Origin of the sequence: Kitasatospora sp. NPDC002965 (assembly GCF_040611255.1) — a bacterium.
GTDB lineage: Bacteria > Actinomycetota > Actinomycetes > Streptomycetales > Streptomycetaceae > Kitasatospora.
On sequence record NZ_JBEXNT010000094.1, the window covers coordinates 1 to 17,112 of the forward strand.

General features: G+C 76.1%; 5 protein-coding genes. All 5 read left to right on the forward strand.

Annotated features, from left to right (window positions below):
* On the forward strand, positions 1 to 620 hold a 620-nt coding region (locus tag ABZY91_RS29240), incomplete at its 5' end, for a thioesterase domain-containing protein (RefSeq protein ID WP_355405885.1).
* Positions 614 to 1,798, forward strand: a complete 1,185-nt coding sequence (locus tag ABZY91_RS29245) for a cytochrome P450 (protein WP_355405886.1) — start codon at positions 614 to 616, stop codon at positions 1,796 to 1,798. The genes ABZY91_RS29240 and ABZY91_RS29245, both read left to right, overlap by 7 nt.
* 261 nt (positions 1,799 to 2,059) lie before the next feature.
* Entirely contained in the window at positions 2,060 to 2,272 is a 213-nt protein-coding gene (locus tag ABZY91_RS29250; RefSeq protein WP_329880702.1) for an MbtH family protein, read from the forward strand.
* A gap of 8 nt (positions 2,273 to 2,280) precedes the next feature.
* Complete coding sequence (locus tag ABZY91_RS29255) at positions 2,281 to 3,279, forward strand: TauD/TfdA family dioxygenase (protein ID WP_355405887.1); 999 nt, start codon at positions 2,281 to 2,283, stop codon at positions 3,277 to 3,279.
* Between the two features lie 56 nt (positions 3,280 to 3,335).
* Positions 3,336 to 17,108: an amino acid adenylation domain-containing protein gene (locus tag ABZY91_RS29260; RefSeq protein WP_355405888.1), complete on the forward strand. Its 13,773-nt coding sequence runs from the start codon at positions 3,336 to 3,338 to the stop codon at positions 17,106 to 17,108.
* Positions 17,109 to 17,112: the final 4 nt, after the last annotated feature.

Genomic DNA, 17,112 nt, shown 5'->3' on the forward strand with positions numbered 1-17,112 from the left:
GCCCGCCGGCCCGCGGCGGGCGCAGCCGGCACCCGATGCCGCCCGACTTCGACGCCCTGGTGGCGGCCGTGACCGGGGCGATCGCCCCGCACCTGGACGGTGGCCGGTTCGGCTTCTACGGGCAGAGCTTCGGCGCCCTGCTCGCCTACGAGGTCGCCCGCGCGCTGCCCGCCGACCGCCGCCCCGAGCTGGTGGTGGCCGCCGCCGCGCCCAGCCCCGCCGCGTGGACCGAGCGGGAGTCCCGGGACCTCGACGCGTCCGAGCTGCTGCGGCTCACCGGCCTGGAGGAGGTCGTCCGGGCCGAGCCCGAACTCGTCGACCTGGCGCTCGCCGGCATCCGCACCGACCTCGCGGTCAGCGCCACCTACCGGTACCGCCCGCACGCGCCGATCGGCTCCGCGCTGTACGCGGTGGCCGGCGCCGACGACCCGATGCTCGGCGCCACCGACCTCACCGGCTGGGCCGCGCACACCCGCGGCGACTTCGGCCACCACGTCGTCCCCGGCGGGCACCTCCTGGCCACCGTCGACCGCCCCGGTCCGGTCGGCCTCCTGACCACCCTCCTGGCGGGCCGCCAGACCTCCGTCCCCGCGCACGACACCAGGGAGCAGCAATGGTGACCACCACCGCCGTCGACCTCACCGACCCGGCCCTCTGGGCCCGCCCCGACACCCCGGCCCTGGTCGACGAGCTGCGCCGCGAGGCTCCCGTCCACCGCACCGACACCATGGACGACGGTCCGGTCTGGTCGGTGATGACCTACCGCGAGTCGGCGGACGTGCTGCGCAACGCGGCCGTGTTCAGCTCGGAGTCCGGCTCGCTGCTGGGCTCGGGCGAGGGCAAGGTGCCGGTCGGCTCCGGCCGGATGATGGCCCTCACCGACCCGCCCCGGCACCGTGAACTGCGGGCTCCGGCGAACCCGTTCTTCTCCAAGGGCGGGGTGCGCGGGGCTTCCCGGTCGATCGCCGAGCGGGCCGGGGAGCTCTTCGACCGGGCCGTGGAGCAGGGCGAGGCCGACCTCGTCGACGTGGTCTCGGCGCTGCCGCTCGCCGTCATGTGCGATCTGCTGGACGTCCCCGAGCAGGACCGCGACATGATGGTCCGGGTCTGCGACGTGGCCTTCCTCGGCAGCACGCCGGAGGAACGCCGCGCCGGGCACCAGCAGTTGATCCCGTACCTGATGCACCAGGTGATGCTGCGCCGCACCGACCCGCGGGACGACCTGATCTCCATGATGGCCACCTACAAGGTCGGCGGGCGGCTGATGCCGATCGAGGACGTGGTGCTCAACCTGGACAACATCGTGGTCGGCGGCGTCCAGACGGTCCGGCACACCGCGGCGATGGGCCTGCACACCCTGGTCCAGCGGCCCGACCTGTGGCGGCGGTTGCAGCAGGGCGAGGTGTCGATGGACTCGGCCGTGGACGAGCTGCTGCGGTGGACCTCGGTCGGCCTGCACACGCTGCGCACCGCGACCCGGGACATCGAGCTGGCCGGGCGGCAGATCCGGCGCGGCGACCGGGTGGCGGTCTGGGTCTGGTCCGCCAACCGGGACCCGGAGGCCTTCGACCGGCCCGAGGAGGTCCGGCTGGACCGTTCGCCCAACAAGCACCTCGCGCTGGGCCTGGGGGCCCACTACTGCATCGGTGCGCCGCTGGCCAAGGCCGAGCTGGGCGCGCTGTTCTCGGCGGCGCTGGAGAAGGCCTCGGCGATCGAGCCGGCGGGGCCGGTCCAGTACAACCGGTCGATCATCAACTTCGGCCTGGACCACCTCCCGGTCCGCCTCACCCCGCGCTGACCGGCCCCCGCCCCGGCCCCCGCCCCGGCCCCCACGAACCACCCCGCTGCCGCTCCCGAACCCGGCCGACGACCCCGCCCACGACCCCGCCACGACCCCGCCCACGACCCTCCTCCCGCACCGACCGGACCCCGGTCCCGGGCCCCCGCCCGGCAGGTGGCTAACTGCCGCTCACCTGCCGGGCCTTGTGCCGCCCGGGCCCGTACGGCGCCGATACCTTCGAACCACACCCCAGGCCACACCCCCTTCGAGGAGACCACCGTGAGCAACCCGTTCGAGGACGACAACGCCGGCTACCTGGTGCTGGTCAACGACGAGAACCAGCACTCGCTCTGGCCGGTCTGGATCGACGTGCCGGCCGGCTGGACCACCGTCCACGGCGAGGCCACCCGCCAGGACTGCCTGGACTGGATCGAGGCCAACTGGACCGACATCCGCCCGGCCGGCCTGGTGGCCGCCCTCGGCACCCGGTGAGCGCCGCCATGCCGACCTGGGAACTGAACCCCGGCCGTCCGGCCCTCACCCGCGTCCCGGCCGCCGCCGACCTCGCCGGGGCCTGCGCCTGGCTGCGGGACCACGAGGCCGAGCTGACCGCCGCCCTGCACGAGCACGGCACGATCTTCCTGCGCGGGCTGCCGGTGGCCACCGCCGCGGACGTCGCCGCCGTCCGCGACGTGCTGATCCCCGAACCGACCCCGTACCGGGAGAAGGCCACCCCGCGCAGCGACTTCGGCGACGGCGTCTTCTCGTCGACGGACCTGCCGCCCGCGCAGTCGATCCGGATGCACAACGAGAACAGCTACACCCTGACCTTCCCCGGCCGGCTGCTCTTCGCCTGCCTGACGGCCCCGGAGGAGGGCGGCGCCACCCCGACGGCCGACGTCCGCAAGGTCCTCGCCGGGCTGCCCGCGCACCTGGCGGAGCGCGGGCGCTCCTCCGGCTGGACGCTCACCCGCACCTACTCCGACTACGTCTCGCTCGGCTGGCGGACCGCCTTCGGCACCGAGGACCGCGCCGACGTCGAGCAGTACTGCCGCGAGAACGGCATCTCCTGGGAGTGGCTGCCGGACGGCAATCTGCGCACCAGCCAGTTGCGCTCGGCCACCGTCCACCACCCGCACACCGGTGAGGAGGTCTGGTTCAACCACCTGGCCTTCTGGAACGAGTGGTCGCTCGACCCGGACATCCGGGAGGCCATGGTCGACGAGTTCGGCGCGGACGGCCTGCCGTTCAACACCGGTTTCGGCGACGGCGAACCGCTCCCGCGGGAGGACGTGGACGCGCTCAACGCCGCGTACGAGGCCGCGACCGTCCGCGAGACCTGGCAGGTCGGCGACGTGATGCTGGTGGACAACGTGCTCTGTGCGCACGGCCGCGACCCGTTCCGCGGCGACCGGAAGATCGTCGTCGCGATGGGCCGGCCGGTCGACGTCCTGGACTGCCGACCCGGCGTGCTGCCCACCACCGCCGTCCCGGCCTGAGGCCGCCACCCATTTCCCACGCCGTGACGTGAGTAGACGTGAGTAGAGGAAGCACCGTGATCCCGGTTTCGTACGCACAGCAGCGACTCTGGCTGGTCGACCAGATCGAAGGGCCGACCGCGCTCTACAACCTGCCGTTCGCGGTCCGGCTGCGCGGTGCGCCGGACACCGCCGCGCTGCGCGCCGCGACGGCGGACGTGGTCGCCCGGCACGAGGCCCTGCGCACGGTGTTCCCGGTGGTCGGGGGAGTCCCGGTGCAGCGGATCCTGCCGTCCGCGGAGGCGTCGATCGCCTTCGAGACGGTGGACTGCGCACCGGGACCGGACGGCGGGGACTACCCCGCCGTGCTGGACCGGGCCGCCGCCCGCACCTTCGACCTGGCGGCCGAACTCCCCCTCAGGGTCACGGTCTTCTCGCTCTCGCCCACCGAGCACGTGCTGCTCGTCGTGCTCCACCACATCGCCGGTGACGGCTGGTCGCTCGGCCCCCTGCTGCGCGACCTCGCCACCGCCTACCGGGCCCGGCTGGCCGGCTCCGCCCCCGCCTGGGAGCCGCTGCCGGTCCAGTACGCCGACTACACCCTCTGGCAGCGCGAGCTGCTCGGCGAGGAGTCGGACCCCGAAAGCCTGATGAGCCGTCAACTCGACTACTGGAGAGGAGTCCTGTCCGGTCTCCCGGAGGAACTGGAGCTCCCGGCCGACCGCCCCCGGCCGCCCGTCCCGACCGGCGCCGCCGACGCCGTCCCGTTCGTCTACGGCGCCGACCTGCACGCCGCGCTGGCCGATCTGGCGCGCCGCCACCGGTCCACCCTGTTCTCCGTCCTCCAGGCCGGCCTGGCCGCCCTGTTCACCCGCCTCGGCGCCGGCACCGACATCCCGCTCGGCACCGGCGTGGCCGGCCGCTCCGACGAGGCGCTGAACGACCTGGTCGGCTTCTTCGTCAACACGCTCGTCCTGCGCACCGACACCTCCGGGGACCCGACCTTCGCCGAACTCCTCGGCCGGGTCCGGGAGTCCCAGCTCGACGCGTTCTCCCACCAGGACGTTCCGTTCGAGCGGCTGGTCGAGGAGGTCAACCCGACCCGCGTGCTCGGCCGCCACCCGCTCTTCCAGACCCTGCTGGTCCTGCAGAACCACGAGGAGGGCGAACTCGGCCTTCCCGGGCTGGAGTCGGAGCCCGAGCCGCTCGGCCTGCGGGTGGCGAAGTTCGACCTCAACATCGGCATCACCGAACGGCACGGCCCGGACGGCGCCCCCGCGGGCCTCACCGGCTCGGTCGAGTACGCGGCCGACCTCTACGACCGGGCCACCGTCGCCGCCCTGTTCGAGCGGCTCGGCCGGCTGCTCGCCGCCGCGGCGGCCGACCCCGCGGCCCCGATCGGCTCCCTCGACGTCCTCGGCCCCGAGGAGCGCACCCTCCTGGTCGACACCTGGAACGCCACCGCCGCCCCGGTCCGGACCGGCTCCCTGCCCGCCCTGTTCGCGGCGCAGGCCGCCCGCACCCCCGACGCGGTCGCGCTCGCCCACGACGGCGGCACCGTCGGCTACGCCGAGCTCGACGCCCGCGCCAACCGGCTCGCCCACCACCTGATCGCCCGCGGCGTCGGCCCCGAGTCCCCGGTCGCCCTGCTGATGGAGCGCTCGGTCGACCTGGTCGTCGCCACCCTCGCCGTGCTCAAGGCCGGCGGCTGCTACGTCCCGATGCACGCCGGCCTGCCGCCCGAGCGGATGGCCGCCCTGCTCGCCGACACCGGCGCCCCCGTCCTGCTCACCGACCGCGCGGACCCGGGCTTCCCGCACACCGCCGCCGTGGTCCGGCCCGGCGACGGGCACGACGCCCCCGACCACGACCCGGGCCTGCCCGTCCACCCCGACCGGCTCGCCTACGTGATGTTCACCTCCGGCTCCACCGGCACCCCCAAGGGCGTCGCCGTCCGCCACCGCGACGTCGTCGACCTCGCCGCCGACCGCCGCTGGCAGGACGGCCGGCACGAGCGGATCCTGCTGCACTCCCCGCACGCCTTCGACGCCGCCACCTACGAACTGTGGACGCCCCTGCTGAACGGGGGCACGGTGGTGGTCGCCCCGCCCGGCACCCTGGACGCCGCCGCCCTGCACGCCGTCGCCACCCGGCACGACGTGACCGCCGTCTTCCTGACCAAGGCGCTCTTCGACCTGGTCGCCGAGCAGGCCCCCGAGACCTTCACCGCCCTGCGCACGGTCTGCACCGGCGGCGAGGCGGCCTCCGGCACCCTGCTGCGCCGCGTCCTCGACCGCTGCCCCGACCTGCTGCTCGCCCACGTCTACGGCCCCACCGAGGCCACCACCTTCGCCACGTTCCACCACCTCGCCCCCGCCGACCTGGCGGGCCCCCGCGCACCGATCGGCGGCCCGCTCGACAACATGCGCGCCCACGTCCTGGACGCGCGGCTGCAGCCCGTCCCGGCCGGTGTCCCCGGCGAGCTGTACGTCGCCGGGGCCGGCCTGGCCCGCGGCTACTGGCGCCGGCCCGCGCTGACCGCCGAGCGGTTCGTCGCCGACCCCTTCACGCCGGGGGAGCGGATGTACCGCACCGGTGACCTGGTGCGCCGCCGGGCCGACGGCGCGGTCGAGTTCCTCGGCCGGATCGACGGCCAGGTCAAGATCCGCGGCTTCCGGATCGAGCTCGGCGAGATCGAGGCGGTGCTCTCCCGCCACCCCGCCGTCCGGCAGGTCGTCGTGATCGCCCGCGAGGACCGCCCCGGTGACACCCGGCTGGTCGGCTACTGCGCCGCCGCCCCGGACGGCGCGTCCGGACTCGCCGCCGAGCTCAGGCAGTTCGCCGCCGGGACGCTCCCCGCGTACATGGTCCCGTCCGCCGTCGTCGTGCTCCCCGCCCTGCCGCTCAACGCCAACGGCAAGGTCGACCGGCGCGCCCTGCCCGCCCCCGACCTCGCCGCCGACACCGCGGGCCGCGCCCCGCGCGACGACCGCGAGCGCGCCCTCTGCGCACTCTTCGGCGAGATCCTCGGCATCGACGGCATCACCGTCGACGACGACTTCTTCGAACTCGGCGGCCACTCCCTGCTCGCCACCCGCCTGGTCGGCCGGGCCCGCACCGAACTCGGCGCGGAACTCGCCATCGGCGACCTCTTCCGGGCGCCGACCGTGGCCGCCCTCGCCGCCCGCCTCGCCGCCGGGCCGAGCGGCCCGACCGGGCCCGCCGCCGCCACCTCCGTCGGCCGTGCCGGGTCCGCAGGGTCCGCCGCCGGCCCCGCCCGGATCGTGCTGGGCCGGGAGGAGCGCCCCGAACGGCTGCCGGTGTCCTTCGCCCAGCGCCGCCTCTGGTTCCTCGGCCGCGCCGAGGGCCCCGCCGCCACCTACAACGTGACCCTCGCCCTGCGGCTGACCGGCCCGCTCGACCCGGCCGCCCTCGAACGCGCCCTCGGCGACGTCGTCGACCGGCACGAGGCCCTGCGCACCGTCTTCGGCGAGCACGACGGCGTCCCCCACCAGCGGGTGCTGCCCGCCCCGCCCGGCCCGCTGCTCACCGTCACCGACCGCCCGGTCGACGAACTCACCGGCCACACCTTCGACCTGGCCGCCGACGTCCCGCTGCACGCCTACCTGCGGCCCGAAGGCGCGGACGAGCACGTCCTGCTGCTGGTCCTGCACCACATCGCCGGCGACGGCTGGTCGCTGCGGCCGCTCTTCCACGACCTCACCGAGGCCTACACGGCCCGGCTCGGCGGCGAACGGCCGGTCCAGGAACCGCTGCCGGTCCAGTACGCCGACTACACCCTCTGGCAGTACCGGCTGCTCGGCTCCGACACCGACCCGCACAGCCCGCTCGGCCGTCAGCTCGCCCACTGGCGCGAGGCCCTGGCCGGCCTGCCGGACGAGCTGCCGCTCCCCGCGGACCGCCCCCGCCCGCCCGTCGCCACCCACCGCGGCGACGTCGTCCCGCTGGAGCTGGACGCGGCCCTCCACGCCCGGCTGGCCGCCCTGGCCACCGCGCACGGGGCGACCCTGTTCATGGTGCTCCAGGCCGCGTACGCCACCCTGCTGCACCGCTTCGGCGCCGGCGACGACCTGCCGATCGGCACCCCGCTGGCCGGCCGCCTCGACGAGGCCCTCGACGACCTGGTCGGCTTCTTCGCCAACACCCTGGTGCTGCGCACCGACCTCGCCGGCCGCCCCACCTTCGCCGAGCTGCTGGCCCGCGTCCGGGAGGCCGACCTCGCCGCCTACGCGCACCAGGACGTGCCGTTCGAGCGCCTGGTCGAGGAGCTGAACCCGGCCCGCACGCTGGCCCGCCACCCGCTCTTCCAGGTGATGATCGCCTTCGACAACACCACCGGCGGCGGAGGGCCGGAGTTCCCGGGCACCCGCACCGCCTACGAGCCGCTCGGCCTGCCGACCACCGCCTTCGACCTCACCCTCAACCTCTCCGAACGCCACCACCCGGACGGCGCCCCCGCGGGGCTGGAAGGCGGCCTGGAGTTCGCCACCGACCTCTTCGACCGGAGCACCGCCGAGCGGCTCGCCGCCGCCCTCACCGCGATCCTCGCCCAGGTCGCCGAGCGCCCGGACCTCCCGGTCGCCGAGCTGGACGTGCTCGGCGAGGCCGGCCGGGCGGCCCTGGCCGACTGGCACGGCACCGCCCGCCCGGGGCCCGACGCCCTCGCCCCCGACGCCCTCGCCCCCGACGCCCTCGCCCCCGACGCCCTCGCCCCCGACGGCCTCGCGCCCGACGGCCTCGCGCCCGACGCCCTCGTCCCGGCCGCCTTCGAGGACCGGGCGGCCCGCACGCCGGAGCTCACCGCCCTGGTCTTCCGGGACACCCGGCTGACCTACGCCGAGCTGAACGCCCGCGCCAACCGCCTCGCGTACGGGCTGCGGTCCGCCGGCGTCGGGCCCGAGTCGGTGGTCGCCCTCGCGCTGCCCCGGTCGGCCGAGTCGGTGGTCGCCCTGCTCGCCGTGCTCAAGGCCGGTGCCGCCTTCCTGCCGCTGGACGCCGACTACCCCCGCGACCGGATCGCCTACCTGCTCGCCGACGCCCGCCCGGCGGCCGTCCTCACCACCGACGACTGGCCGCTGCCCGAGGTGCTGGACGGCCTGCCCGTCCTGCCCGCCGCCCCGGAGGCGTGGGCCGACCGGCCCGCCGGTGACCTTCCGGCCACGGCCGGCCCCGAGAACGCCGCGTACGTCATCTACACCTCCGGCTCCACCGGCCGCCCCAAGGGCGTCGTGGTCCGCCACGCCGGCTTCGCCAACCTGCTCGCCTTCCACCGCACCGAGACCGTCACCGTTGCCGAACAGGCCCGCCCCGGGCGGCGGTTCACCTTCGCCCAGACCGCCTCGCTGTCCTTCGACACGTCACTCGAAGCGCTGCTCTGGATGGTCGCCGGCCACGAGCTGCACGTACTGGACGACGACCTGCGCCGCGACGCCGCCGCCGTCGTCCGCCACCTCGCGCGCACCGGGGCCGACGTCCTCGACATCACCCCCGGCCACGCCGAACGGCTGGTCGAGGAGGGCCTGCTCACCGTCTGCCCGCCCGCCCTCGTGATGGTCGGCGGCGAGGCCCTCGGCCAGTCCCTCTGGAGCGTCCTCGCCGCCGCCCCCGACACCGCCGTCCTCAACGTGTACGGCCCCACCGAGTGCACCGTCGACGCGCTGTACCACCGGCTCACCGCCGACGGCCGCCCGCTGATCGGCCGCCCGCTGCCCAACCTCCGCGCGTACGTCCTCGACGGGCAGCTGAACCCGGTGCCCGTCGGCGTCCCCGGTGAGCTGTACCTGGCGGGGGTGGGCCTGGCCCGCGGCTACCTCGGCCGCCCGGGCCTGACCGCCGAACGCTTCGTCGCCGATCCCTTCGGCGCAGCGGCGGGAGCGGCGGGGGAGCGCATGTACCGCACCGGCGACCTCGCCCGCCGCCGCCCCGACGGCCGGGTCGAGTACCTGGGCCGCACCGACCACCAGGTCAAGGTGCGCGGCTTCCGCATCGAACCCGGCGAGATCGAGACCACTCTCACCGCCCACCCCGACGTGCTGCGCGCCGCCGTGCTGCCCCACCGGGACGGCGCGGCCGGCACCCGGCTGGTCGCCTACGTGGTCGGCACGCCGCAGCTCGACCCGGCCGCGCTGCGCGCCCACGCGGCCGCCGCCCTCCCCGACTACATGGTCCCGGCCGCCTTCGTGACCCTGGACGCGCTGCCGCTCAACGTCAACGGCAAGCTCGACCGGGCCGCCCTGCCCGCCCCCGACTTCGCCGCCGCGACCGGGGGCCGGGCCGCCCGGACGGCGCGCGAGGAGATTCTCTGCGGGCTGTTCGCCGAGGTCCTCGGCCTGCCGGAGGTCACCGTCGACGACGACTTCTTCGCCCTAGGCGGCCACTCGTTGCTCGCCACCAAGCTGCTCAGCCGGGTCCGCACCGCGCTCGGCGCCGAGCTGGGGATCCGCGACGTCTTCGAGGCCCCGACCGTGGCGGGCCTGGACCGGCGGCTGGGCGGCTCCGACGCCCGGCCGGCCCTGACGGCCGGCGAGCGCCCGGAGCGGCTGCCGCTCTCCTTCGCGCAGCAGCGGCTCTGGCTGATCGACCGGATGGAGGGCCCGAGCGCCCTCTACAACATGCCGCTCGCGCTGCGCCTCAGCGGCGAGCTCGACCCGACCGCCCTCGAAGCGGCCCTCGGCGACCTGGCGGCCCGGCACGAGAGCCTGCGCACCGTCATCGCGGAGCAGGACGGTGAGCCCCACCAGCGGATCCTCACCTCCACTGAGGCGCCCCTGCGGGTCGAACTCCTCGACTGCGCGCCCGGGGCCGTCGACGCCGAGGTCGACCGGGCGGCCCGCCGCCCCTTCGACCTGGCCGCCGAGCCGCCCGTCCGCGTCACCCTGCTGCGGATCGCCCCCGGGGACCACGTCCTGGTGGTGGCGCTGCACCACATCGCCGGGGACGGCTGGTCGATGGGCCCGCTGCTGCGCGACCTCGCCGAGGCGTACGCCGCCCGCCGCGACGGCGAGTCTCCCGCGTGGCGTCAACTCCCGGTCCAGTACGCCGACTACGCGCTGTGGCAGCGTGCCCTGCTCGGGGACGAAACCGACCCGGAGAGCCTCGCCGCCGGTCAACTCGCCTACTGGCGAGAGACCCTGGCAGACCTCCCGGAGGAGCTGGCCCTCCCGGCGGACCGCCCGCGCGGCGCCCGCGCCGATCACCGCGGCGACCGGGTGGCCCTGCCGATCGACGCCGAACTGCACCGGGCGCTGGTCGCGTTGTCGCGCGAGCACCGGGTCACGATGTTCATGACCCTCCAGGCGGGCCTGGCGGCGCTGCTCACCCGGCTCGGCGCCGGTACCGACGTGCCGATCGGCTCGGTCGTCGCCGGCCGCTCGGACGAGGCGCTGGACGACCTGGTCGGCTTCTTCGTCAACACGCTCGTCCTGCGCACCGACACCTCCGGCGACCCGACCTTCACCGAACTCCTCGGCCGGGTCCGGGAGACCGGCCTCGGCGCCTACGCCCACCAGGACGTGCCGTTCGAGCGGCTGGTCGAGGAGCTCAACCCCACCCGTTCGCTGGCCCGCCACCCGCTCTTCCAGGTGGCGATGGTCCTGCAGTCCACCGAGGAGGCCGAGCCGGAGCTGGCCGGCCTGCGGGCCGAGTCGCTGCCGGCCGGCACCGGAGTCGCCAAGTTCGACCTGAACGTGACGCTGGAGGAGTTCTTCGGCCCCGACGGCGCGCCCGCCGGACTGGACTGCGCGATCGACTACGCCACCGACCTGTTCGACCGCGAGACGGTCGAGTCGATCGCCGCCCGCTTCGGCCGGCTGCTGGAGGCCGTGGTCGAGCGGCCGGGGCGGCGGATCGGCCGCGCCGACCTGCTGGCCGAGGGCGAGCGCGCCGAACTGCTCGGTGGCGCCCGGCCGTCGCCCGCCGACCGGCCGCTCGTCCCGGCCGTCTTCGAGGACCGGGCGGCCCGCACGCCGGAGCTCACCGCCCTGGTCTTCCGGGGCGCCCGGCTGACCTACGCCGAACTCGACGCCCGCGCCAACCGTCTCGCCCACGGCCTGACGGCGGCCGGCCTCGGCCCGGAGTCGCTGGTCGCGCTGGCCCTGTCCCGGTCGGCGGACACGGTGGTCGCCCGGCTCGCGGTGCTCAAGGCCGGCGCCGCCTTCCTGCCGCTGGACGCCGACCACCCCCTCGACCGCACCGCCCACATGCTGGCCGACGCCCGCCCGGCGGTCGTCCTCACCGACGCGGCCTGGCCGCTGCCGGAGGCCCTGGACGGCTTCCCGCAGCTCCGTACCGACGAGCACCTGTGGGCCGGGCAGCCCGCCGACGCCCTCCCCGCCCGGGTCGGGCCGTCCGACGCCGCCTACGTCATCTACACCTCCGGTTCCACCGGCCGCCCCAAGGGCGTGGTGGTGAGCCACGGCTCGATCGCCGCCCTGCTCGCCGCGCACCGGGCCGACACCTTCGGCGACGCCGAGCGGCGGCACGGCCGGCTCCGCGCCGCACTGACCGCCTCGCTCTGCTTCGACGCCTCCTGGGACAGCCTGCTCTGGATGGTCGCCGGCCACGAACTGCACCTGATCGACGACGAGCTGCGCCGCGAACCCGCCGCGCTGGTCCGCCACCTCCGGCAGGCGGGCGTCGACGTCGTCAACGTCACCCCGTCCTACGCCGAACAGCTCCTGGACGAGGGCCTGTTGGGCGAGCTCCTGCCGGGCGGTGGCCTGCCGGGCGAGGTCCCGCCGGGCGCGCCGCGGGTGCTGCTGCTCGGCGGCGAGGCCGTCGGCCAGTCGCTCTGGACCAGGCTGCGGGAGGCCCCCGCCACCGCCGCGTACAACCTGTACGGGCCCACCGAGTGCACCGTCGACGCCCTGATCCAGGCGTTCGCCGACTCGGACCGCCCGTCGCTGGGCCGGACCGTCCTCGGGACTCGGGCGTACGTGCTGGACGAGCACCTGAACCCGGTGCCCGTCGGCGTCCCCGGCGAGCTGTACCTCGCCGGGGCGGGCCTGGCCCGCGGCTACCTCGGCCGCCCGGAGCTCACCGCCGAGCGCTTCGTCGCCGACCCCTTCGCCGCCGACCTCTTCGCCGCGGGGGCGGGCGCGGCGGGGGAGCGGATGTACCGCACCGGCGACCTGGTCCGCCGCACCCGCGACGGCCGGGTCGAGTACCTCGGCCGCACCGACCACCAGGTCAAGGTGCGCGGCTTCCGCATCGAACTCGGCGAGATCGAGCAGGTGCTCGCCCGCCACGAGACCGTCCGTCAGGCCGTCGTCACCCTGCACGAGAGCGCCGACGGGGACCGCCGCCTCGTCGCCCACTGCGCGACGGCCGCGCCCGGCGCCGAACTCGCCCTCGAACTGCGCCGGTTCGCCGCCGAGTCGCTGCCCGCCCACATGGTGCCGTCCGCCGTCGTCACCCTCGACACGCTGCCGCTGACCGGCAGCGGCAAGATCGACCGCCGCGCCCTGCCCGACCCGGACTTCGGGCTCTTCGCCGGCGGCCGGGCCGCCCGCACCGCCCGCGAGGAACTGCTCTGCGGCCTCGTCGCCGAGGTCCTCGGGCTGCCGACCGTCTCGATCGACGACGACTTCTTCGCCCTCGGCGGCCACTCGCTGCTCGCGATGAAGCTGGTCAGCCGGGTCCGTTCGGCGCTCGGCGCCGAGCTGGGGATCCGGGACGTCTTCGAGGCCCCGACCGTGGCGGGCCTGGACCGGCGGCTGGGCGGCTCCGACGCCCGGCCGGCCCTGACGGCCGGCGAGCGCCCGGAGCGGCTGCCGCTCTCCTTCGCCCAGCGACGGCTCTGGCTGATCGACCGGATGGAGGGCCCGAGCGCCCTCTACAACCTCCCGATCGCGCTGCGCCTCACCGGAGCACTGGACCCGACCGCCCTCGAAGCGGCCCTCGGCGACCTGGCGGCCCGGCACGAGAGCCTGCGCACACGTGTCACCGAGCAGGACGGCGAGCCCCACCAGTGGATCGTTCCGCCCACCGGGGCCCACGTCCCGTTCGACCGCCACCCCGCCCCGCCCGCCGACCCCGCCGCCGCCGTGGCCGTCTGCGCCGCGATCCCCTTCGACCTGGCGGCCGACCTCCCGGTCCGCGCCCACCTGCTCCCGCTCGCCCCGGACGAGCACCTGCTCGTCCTCGTCCTCCACCACATCGCCGGGGACGGCTGGTCGATGGGCCCGCTGCTGCGCGACCTCGCCGATGCGTACGCCGCCCGCCGCGACGGCTCGGCCCCCGCGTGGCGTCAACTCCCCGTCCAGTACGCCGACTACGCGCTGTGGCAGCGCGCCCTGCTCGGGGACGAGACCGACCCGGAGAGCCTCGCCGCCGGTCAACTCGCCTACTGGCGCGAGACCCTGGCAGACCTCCCGGAGGAGCTCGCGCTCCCGGTGGACCGCCCCCGCCGCGCCGACAGCGGCCACCGCGGCGACCGCGTGGTCCTCCCGCTGGGCGCCGAACTGCACCGGGCGCTGGTCGCGTTGTCGCGCGAGCACCGGGTCACGATGTTCATGACCCTCCAGGCGGGCCTGGCGGCGCTGCTCACCCGGCTCGGCGCCGGTACCGACGTGCCGATCGGCTCGGTCGTCGCCGGCCGCACCGACGAGGCGCTGGACGACCTGGTCGGCTTCTTCGTCAACACGCTCGTCCTGCGCACCGACACCTCCGGCGACCCGGCCTTCGCCGAGCTGCTCCACCGCGTCCGGGAGGCCCAACTCGACGCCCACGCCCACCAGGACGTGCCGTTCGAGCGGCTGGTCGAGGAGCTCAACCCCACCCGTTCGCTGGCCCGCCACCCGCTCTTCCAGGTGATGCTGCTGCTCCAGGGCGGCACGCCGGGCGGCGCCGGGGACGCACCGCTCGACCTGGCCGGCCTGCCGGCCACCGTCGAACCGGTCGGCGGGTACGAGGCGAAGTTCGACCTCTCCGTCGGCATGGGCGAGTCCTTCGACGCCGACGGCGCGCCCGCCGGACTGGAGTGCGCGATCGACTTCGCGACCGACCTGTTCGACCGGGAGACCGTCGAGTCGATCGCCGTCCGCTTCGGCCGGCTGCTGGCCGCGGTGGCCGCCCGCCCCGAACAGTCCATCGGCCGCGCCGACCTGCTCTCCGCCGCCGAGCGCGCGGAACTCCTCACCGAAGCGGCGGCGCCGCCGGCCGAGGCGCCGCTGCTGCCGGACGCCTTCGCGGCCCTGGCGGCCCGGACGCCGGACGCGACCGCCCTGGTCTCCGGGGGGACCCGGCTGACCTTCGCCGAGCTGGACGCGCTCGCGGACCGGCTGGCCGACCGCCTGGTCGCGGCGGGCGCCGGCCCCGAGTCGGTGGTCGCCCTGGCGCTGCCGCGTTCCGCCGAGACGGTGGTCGCCGTGCTCGCCGTCCTCAGGTCCGGCGCCGCCTCGCTCCCGCTGGACGCCGCGTACCCGGCCGACCGGACCGCCGCCATGCTCGCCGACGCCGCGCCCGCGCTCGTCCTCACCGACGACCGCTGGCCGCTGCCCGAACTGCTGGACGGCCTGGCCACTCTCCGCCCCGGCCCGGCGGACGGCCCCGCCGCCGCCCGCGCTGCCGCCGAGCGGACGGCCGCCCCCCGCACCCCGGCCACCCGCACCCCGGCCCCCCGCGCCACCGCCGGGGACGCCGCGTACGTCGTCTACACCTCCGGTTCCACCGGCCGCCCCAAGGGCGTGGTGGTGAGCCACGGCTCGATCGCCGCCCTGCTCGCCTCGCACCGGGCCCCGACCGGCCCGATCGGCGCGGCCGAGCGCGCCCACGGCCGCCTGCGCGTCGCCCTCACCGCCTCGCTCTGCTTCGACGCCTCCTGGGACGGCCTGCTCTGGCTGGTCGCCGGCCACGAACTGCACCTGCTCGGGGACGACGTCCGCCGCGACGCCGCCGCCCTCGTCCGGCACGTCCGGGCCGAGCGCGTCGACGTCCTGGAGATCACCCCCTCCTACGCCGAACAGCTGCTCGACGAGGGCCTGTTGGCCGCGCCGGCGCCGCGGGTGCTGCTGCTCGGCGGCGAGGCCGTCGGCCAGTCGCTCTGGACCAGGCTGCGGGAGGCCCCCGCCACCGCCGCGTACAACCTGTACGGGCCCACCGAGTCCACCGTCGACGCGCTCACCCAGCCGTTCGCCGTCACCGACCGCCCCGCGCTGGGCCGGACCGTCCTCGGGACTCGGGCGTACGTGCTGGACGAGCACCTGAACCCGGTGCCCGTCGGCGTCCCCGGCGAGCTCTACCTGGCGGGGGCGGGCCTGGCCCGCGGCTACCTCGGCCGCCCGGAGCTCACCGCCGAGCGCTTCGTCGCCGACCCCTTCGTCGCCGACCCCTTCGCCGCAGGCGTGGGCGCGGCGGGGGAGCGGATGTACCGCACCGGCGACCTGGTCCGCCGCACCCGCGACGGCGCCCTCGCCTACCTGGGCCGCACCGACCAGCAGATCAAGATCCGCGGTTTCCGCGTCGAACCCGGCGAGATCGAGCACGTGCTCACCCGGCACCCACGCGTCCACGCCGCCACCGTGACGGCCCGCGAGGACGGCGCCGCCGGGCCCCGTCTGGTCGCCTACGTGGTCGCCGACGGCGGATCCGCCGCGCGGGGAACCGGCCGGGAGGCAGGCCCGGGAACCACGCCCGACACCCCCCTCGACCCGGCCGAGCTGCGGGCCTTCACCGCCGAGTCGCTGCCCGCCCACATGGTCCCGTCCGCCGTCGTGCTCCTCGACGCGCTGCCGCTGACCGCCGCCGGCAAGGTCGACCTCCGCGCCCTGCCCGCCCCGGACTTCGCCGCCTCGCCCACCGGACGCCCGCCCCGCACCCCGCGCGAGGAACGGCTCTGCGGCCTCTTCGCGGAGGTCCTGGGACTGCCCGGCGTCTCCGTCGACGACGGCTTCTTCGACCTCGGCGGCCACTCGCTGCTCGCCATGAAGCTGCTGGGCCGGATCCGCACCGCCTTCGGCACCGACCTCGGGATGCGGGCCCTCTTCGAGGCCCCCACCGTCGCGGGCCTGGCCCGCCGCCTGGACGCGGCGGACGGCCCGTCGGCCGCCGCCGGCGCCGCCGGCGCCCCCGGCGCCCCGGACCCCGCCGACGCCCTCGACGTGCTGCTCCCGCTCCGCGCCGGCGGCAGCAGGGCCCCGCTGTTCTGCGTCCACCCCGCCGCGGGCATCAGCTGGGTCTACTCGGGCCTGCTGCGCCACCTCGGCCCCGACCGCCCGGTCTACGGCCTCCAGGCCCGCGGCCTGCGCGGCGGCTCCCCGGCTGCCGTCACCGAGATCGCCGAGGACTACGTGCGCGAGCTGCGCACCGTCCAGCCCGAGGGCCCGTACCACCTGCTCGGCTGGTCCTTCGGCGCGGTCGTCGCCCAGGCGATGGCCGTCCGGCTCCAGGCCGACGGCGCCGAGGTCGCGCTGCTCGCCCTCCTCGACGGCGTGCCGGCCGACCCCGCCGGGTACGCGGACGCCCCGCCGTCCGACGACCCCGTCGACACCCTCGCCGAGCTGCTCGTCTCGCTCGGGTACGACCCGGCCGACGGACGCGGGCAGGCCGACCTCACCGCGCTGCTCGGCGAGGCCGCCGGCGTCCTGCCCGACGTCTTCGAACACCACCGCAAGCTGATGGCCGAACACGTGCCGGACCGCTACCGGGGCGACGCCGTCTTCTTCGGCGCCACCCTCGACAAGCCCGCGGACTGGCCCTACGAGGCGGCCTGGCGGCCGTACGTGGACGGCCGCGTCACGCTCCACCGCATCGCCTGCGAGCACGGCGCCATGACACAGCCCGACCCCGTCGCACGGATCGCTGCCGTGCTGGCCGAGAAGCTTGGAGAGTGACCCC

Excerpts from the sequence above, each read along its gene's own strand:
- ABZY91_RS29255 (WP_355405887.1), top strand. The coding sequence starts at position 2,281 with ATGCCGACCTGGGAACTGAACCCCGGCCGTCCGGCCCTCACCCGCGTC.
- ABZY91_RS29245 (WP_355405886.1), top strand. The coding sequence starts at position 614 with ATGGTGACCACCACCGCCGTCGACCTCACCGACCCGGCCCTCTGGGCC.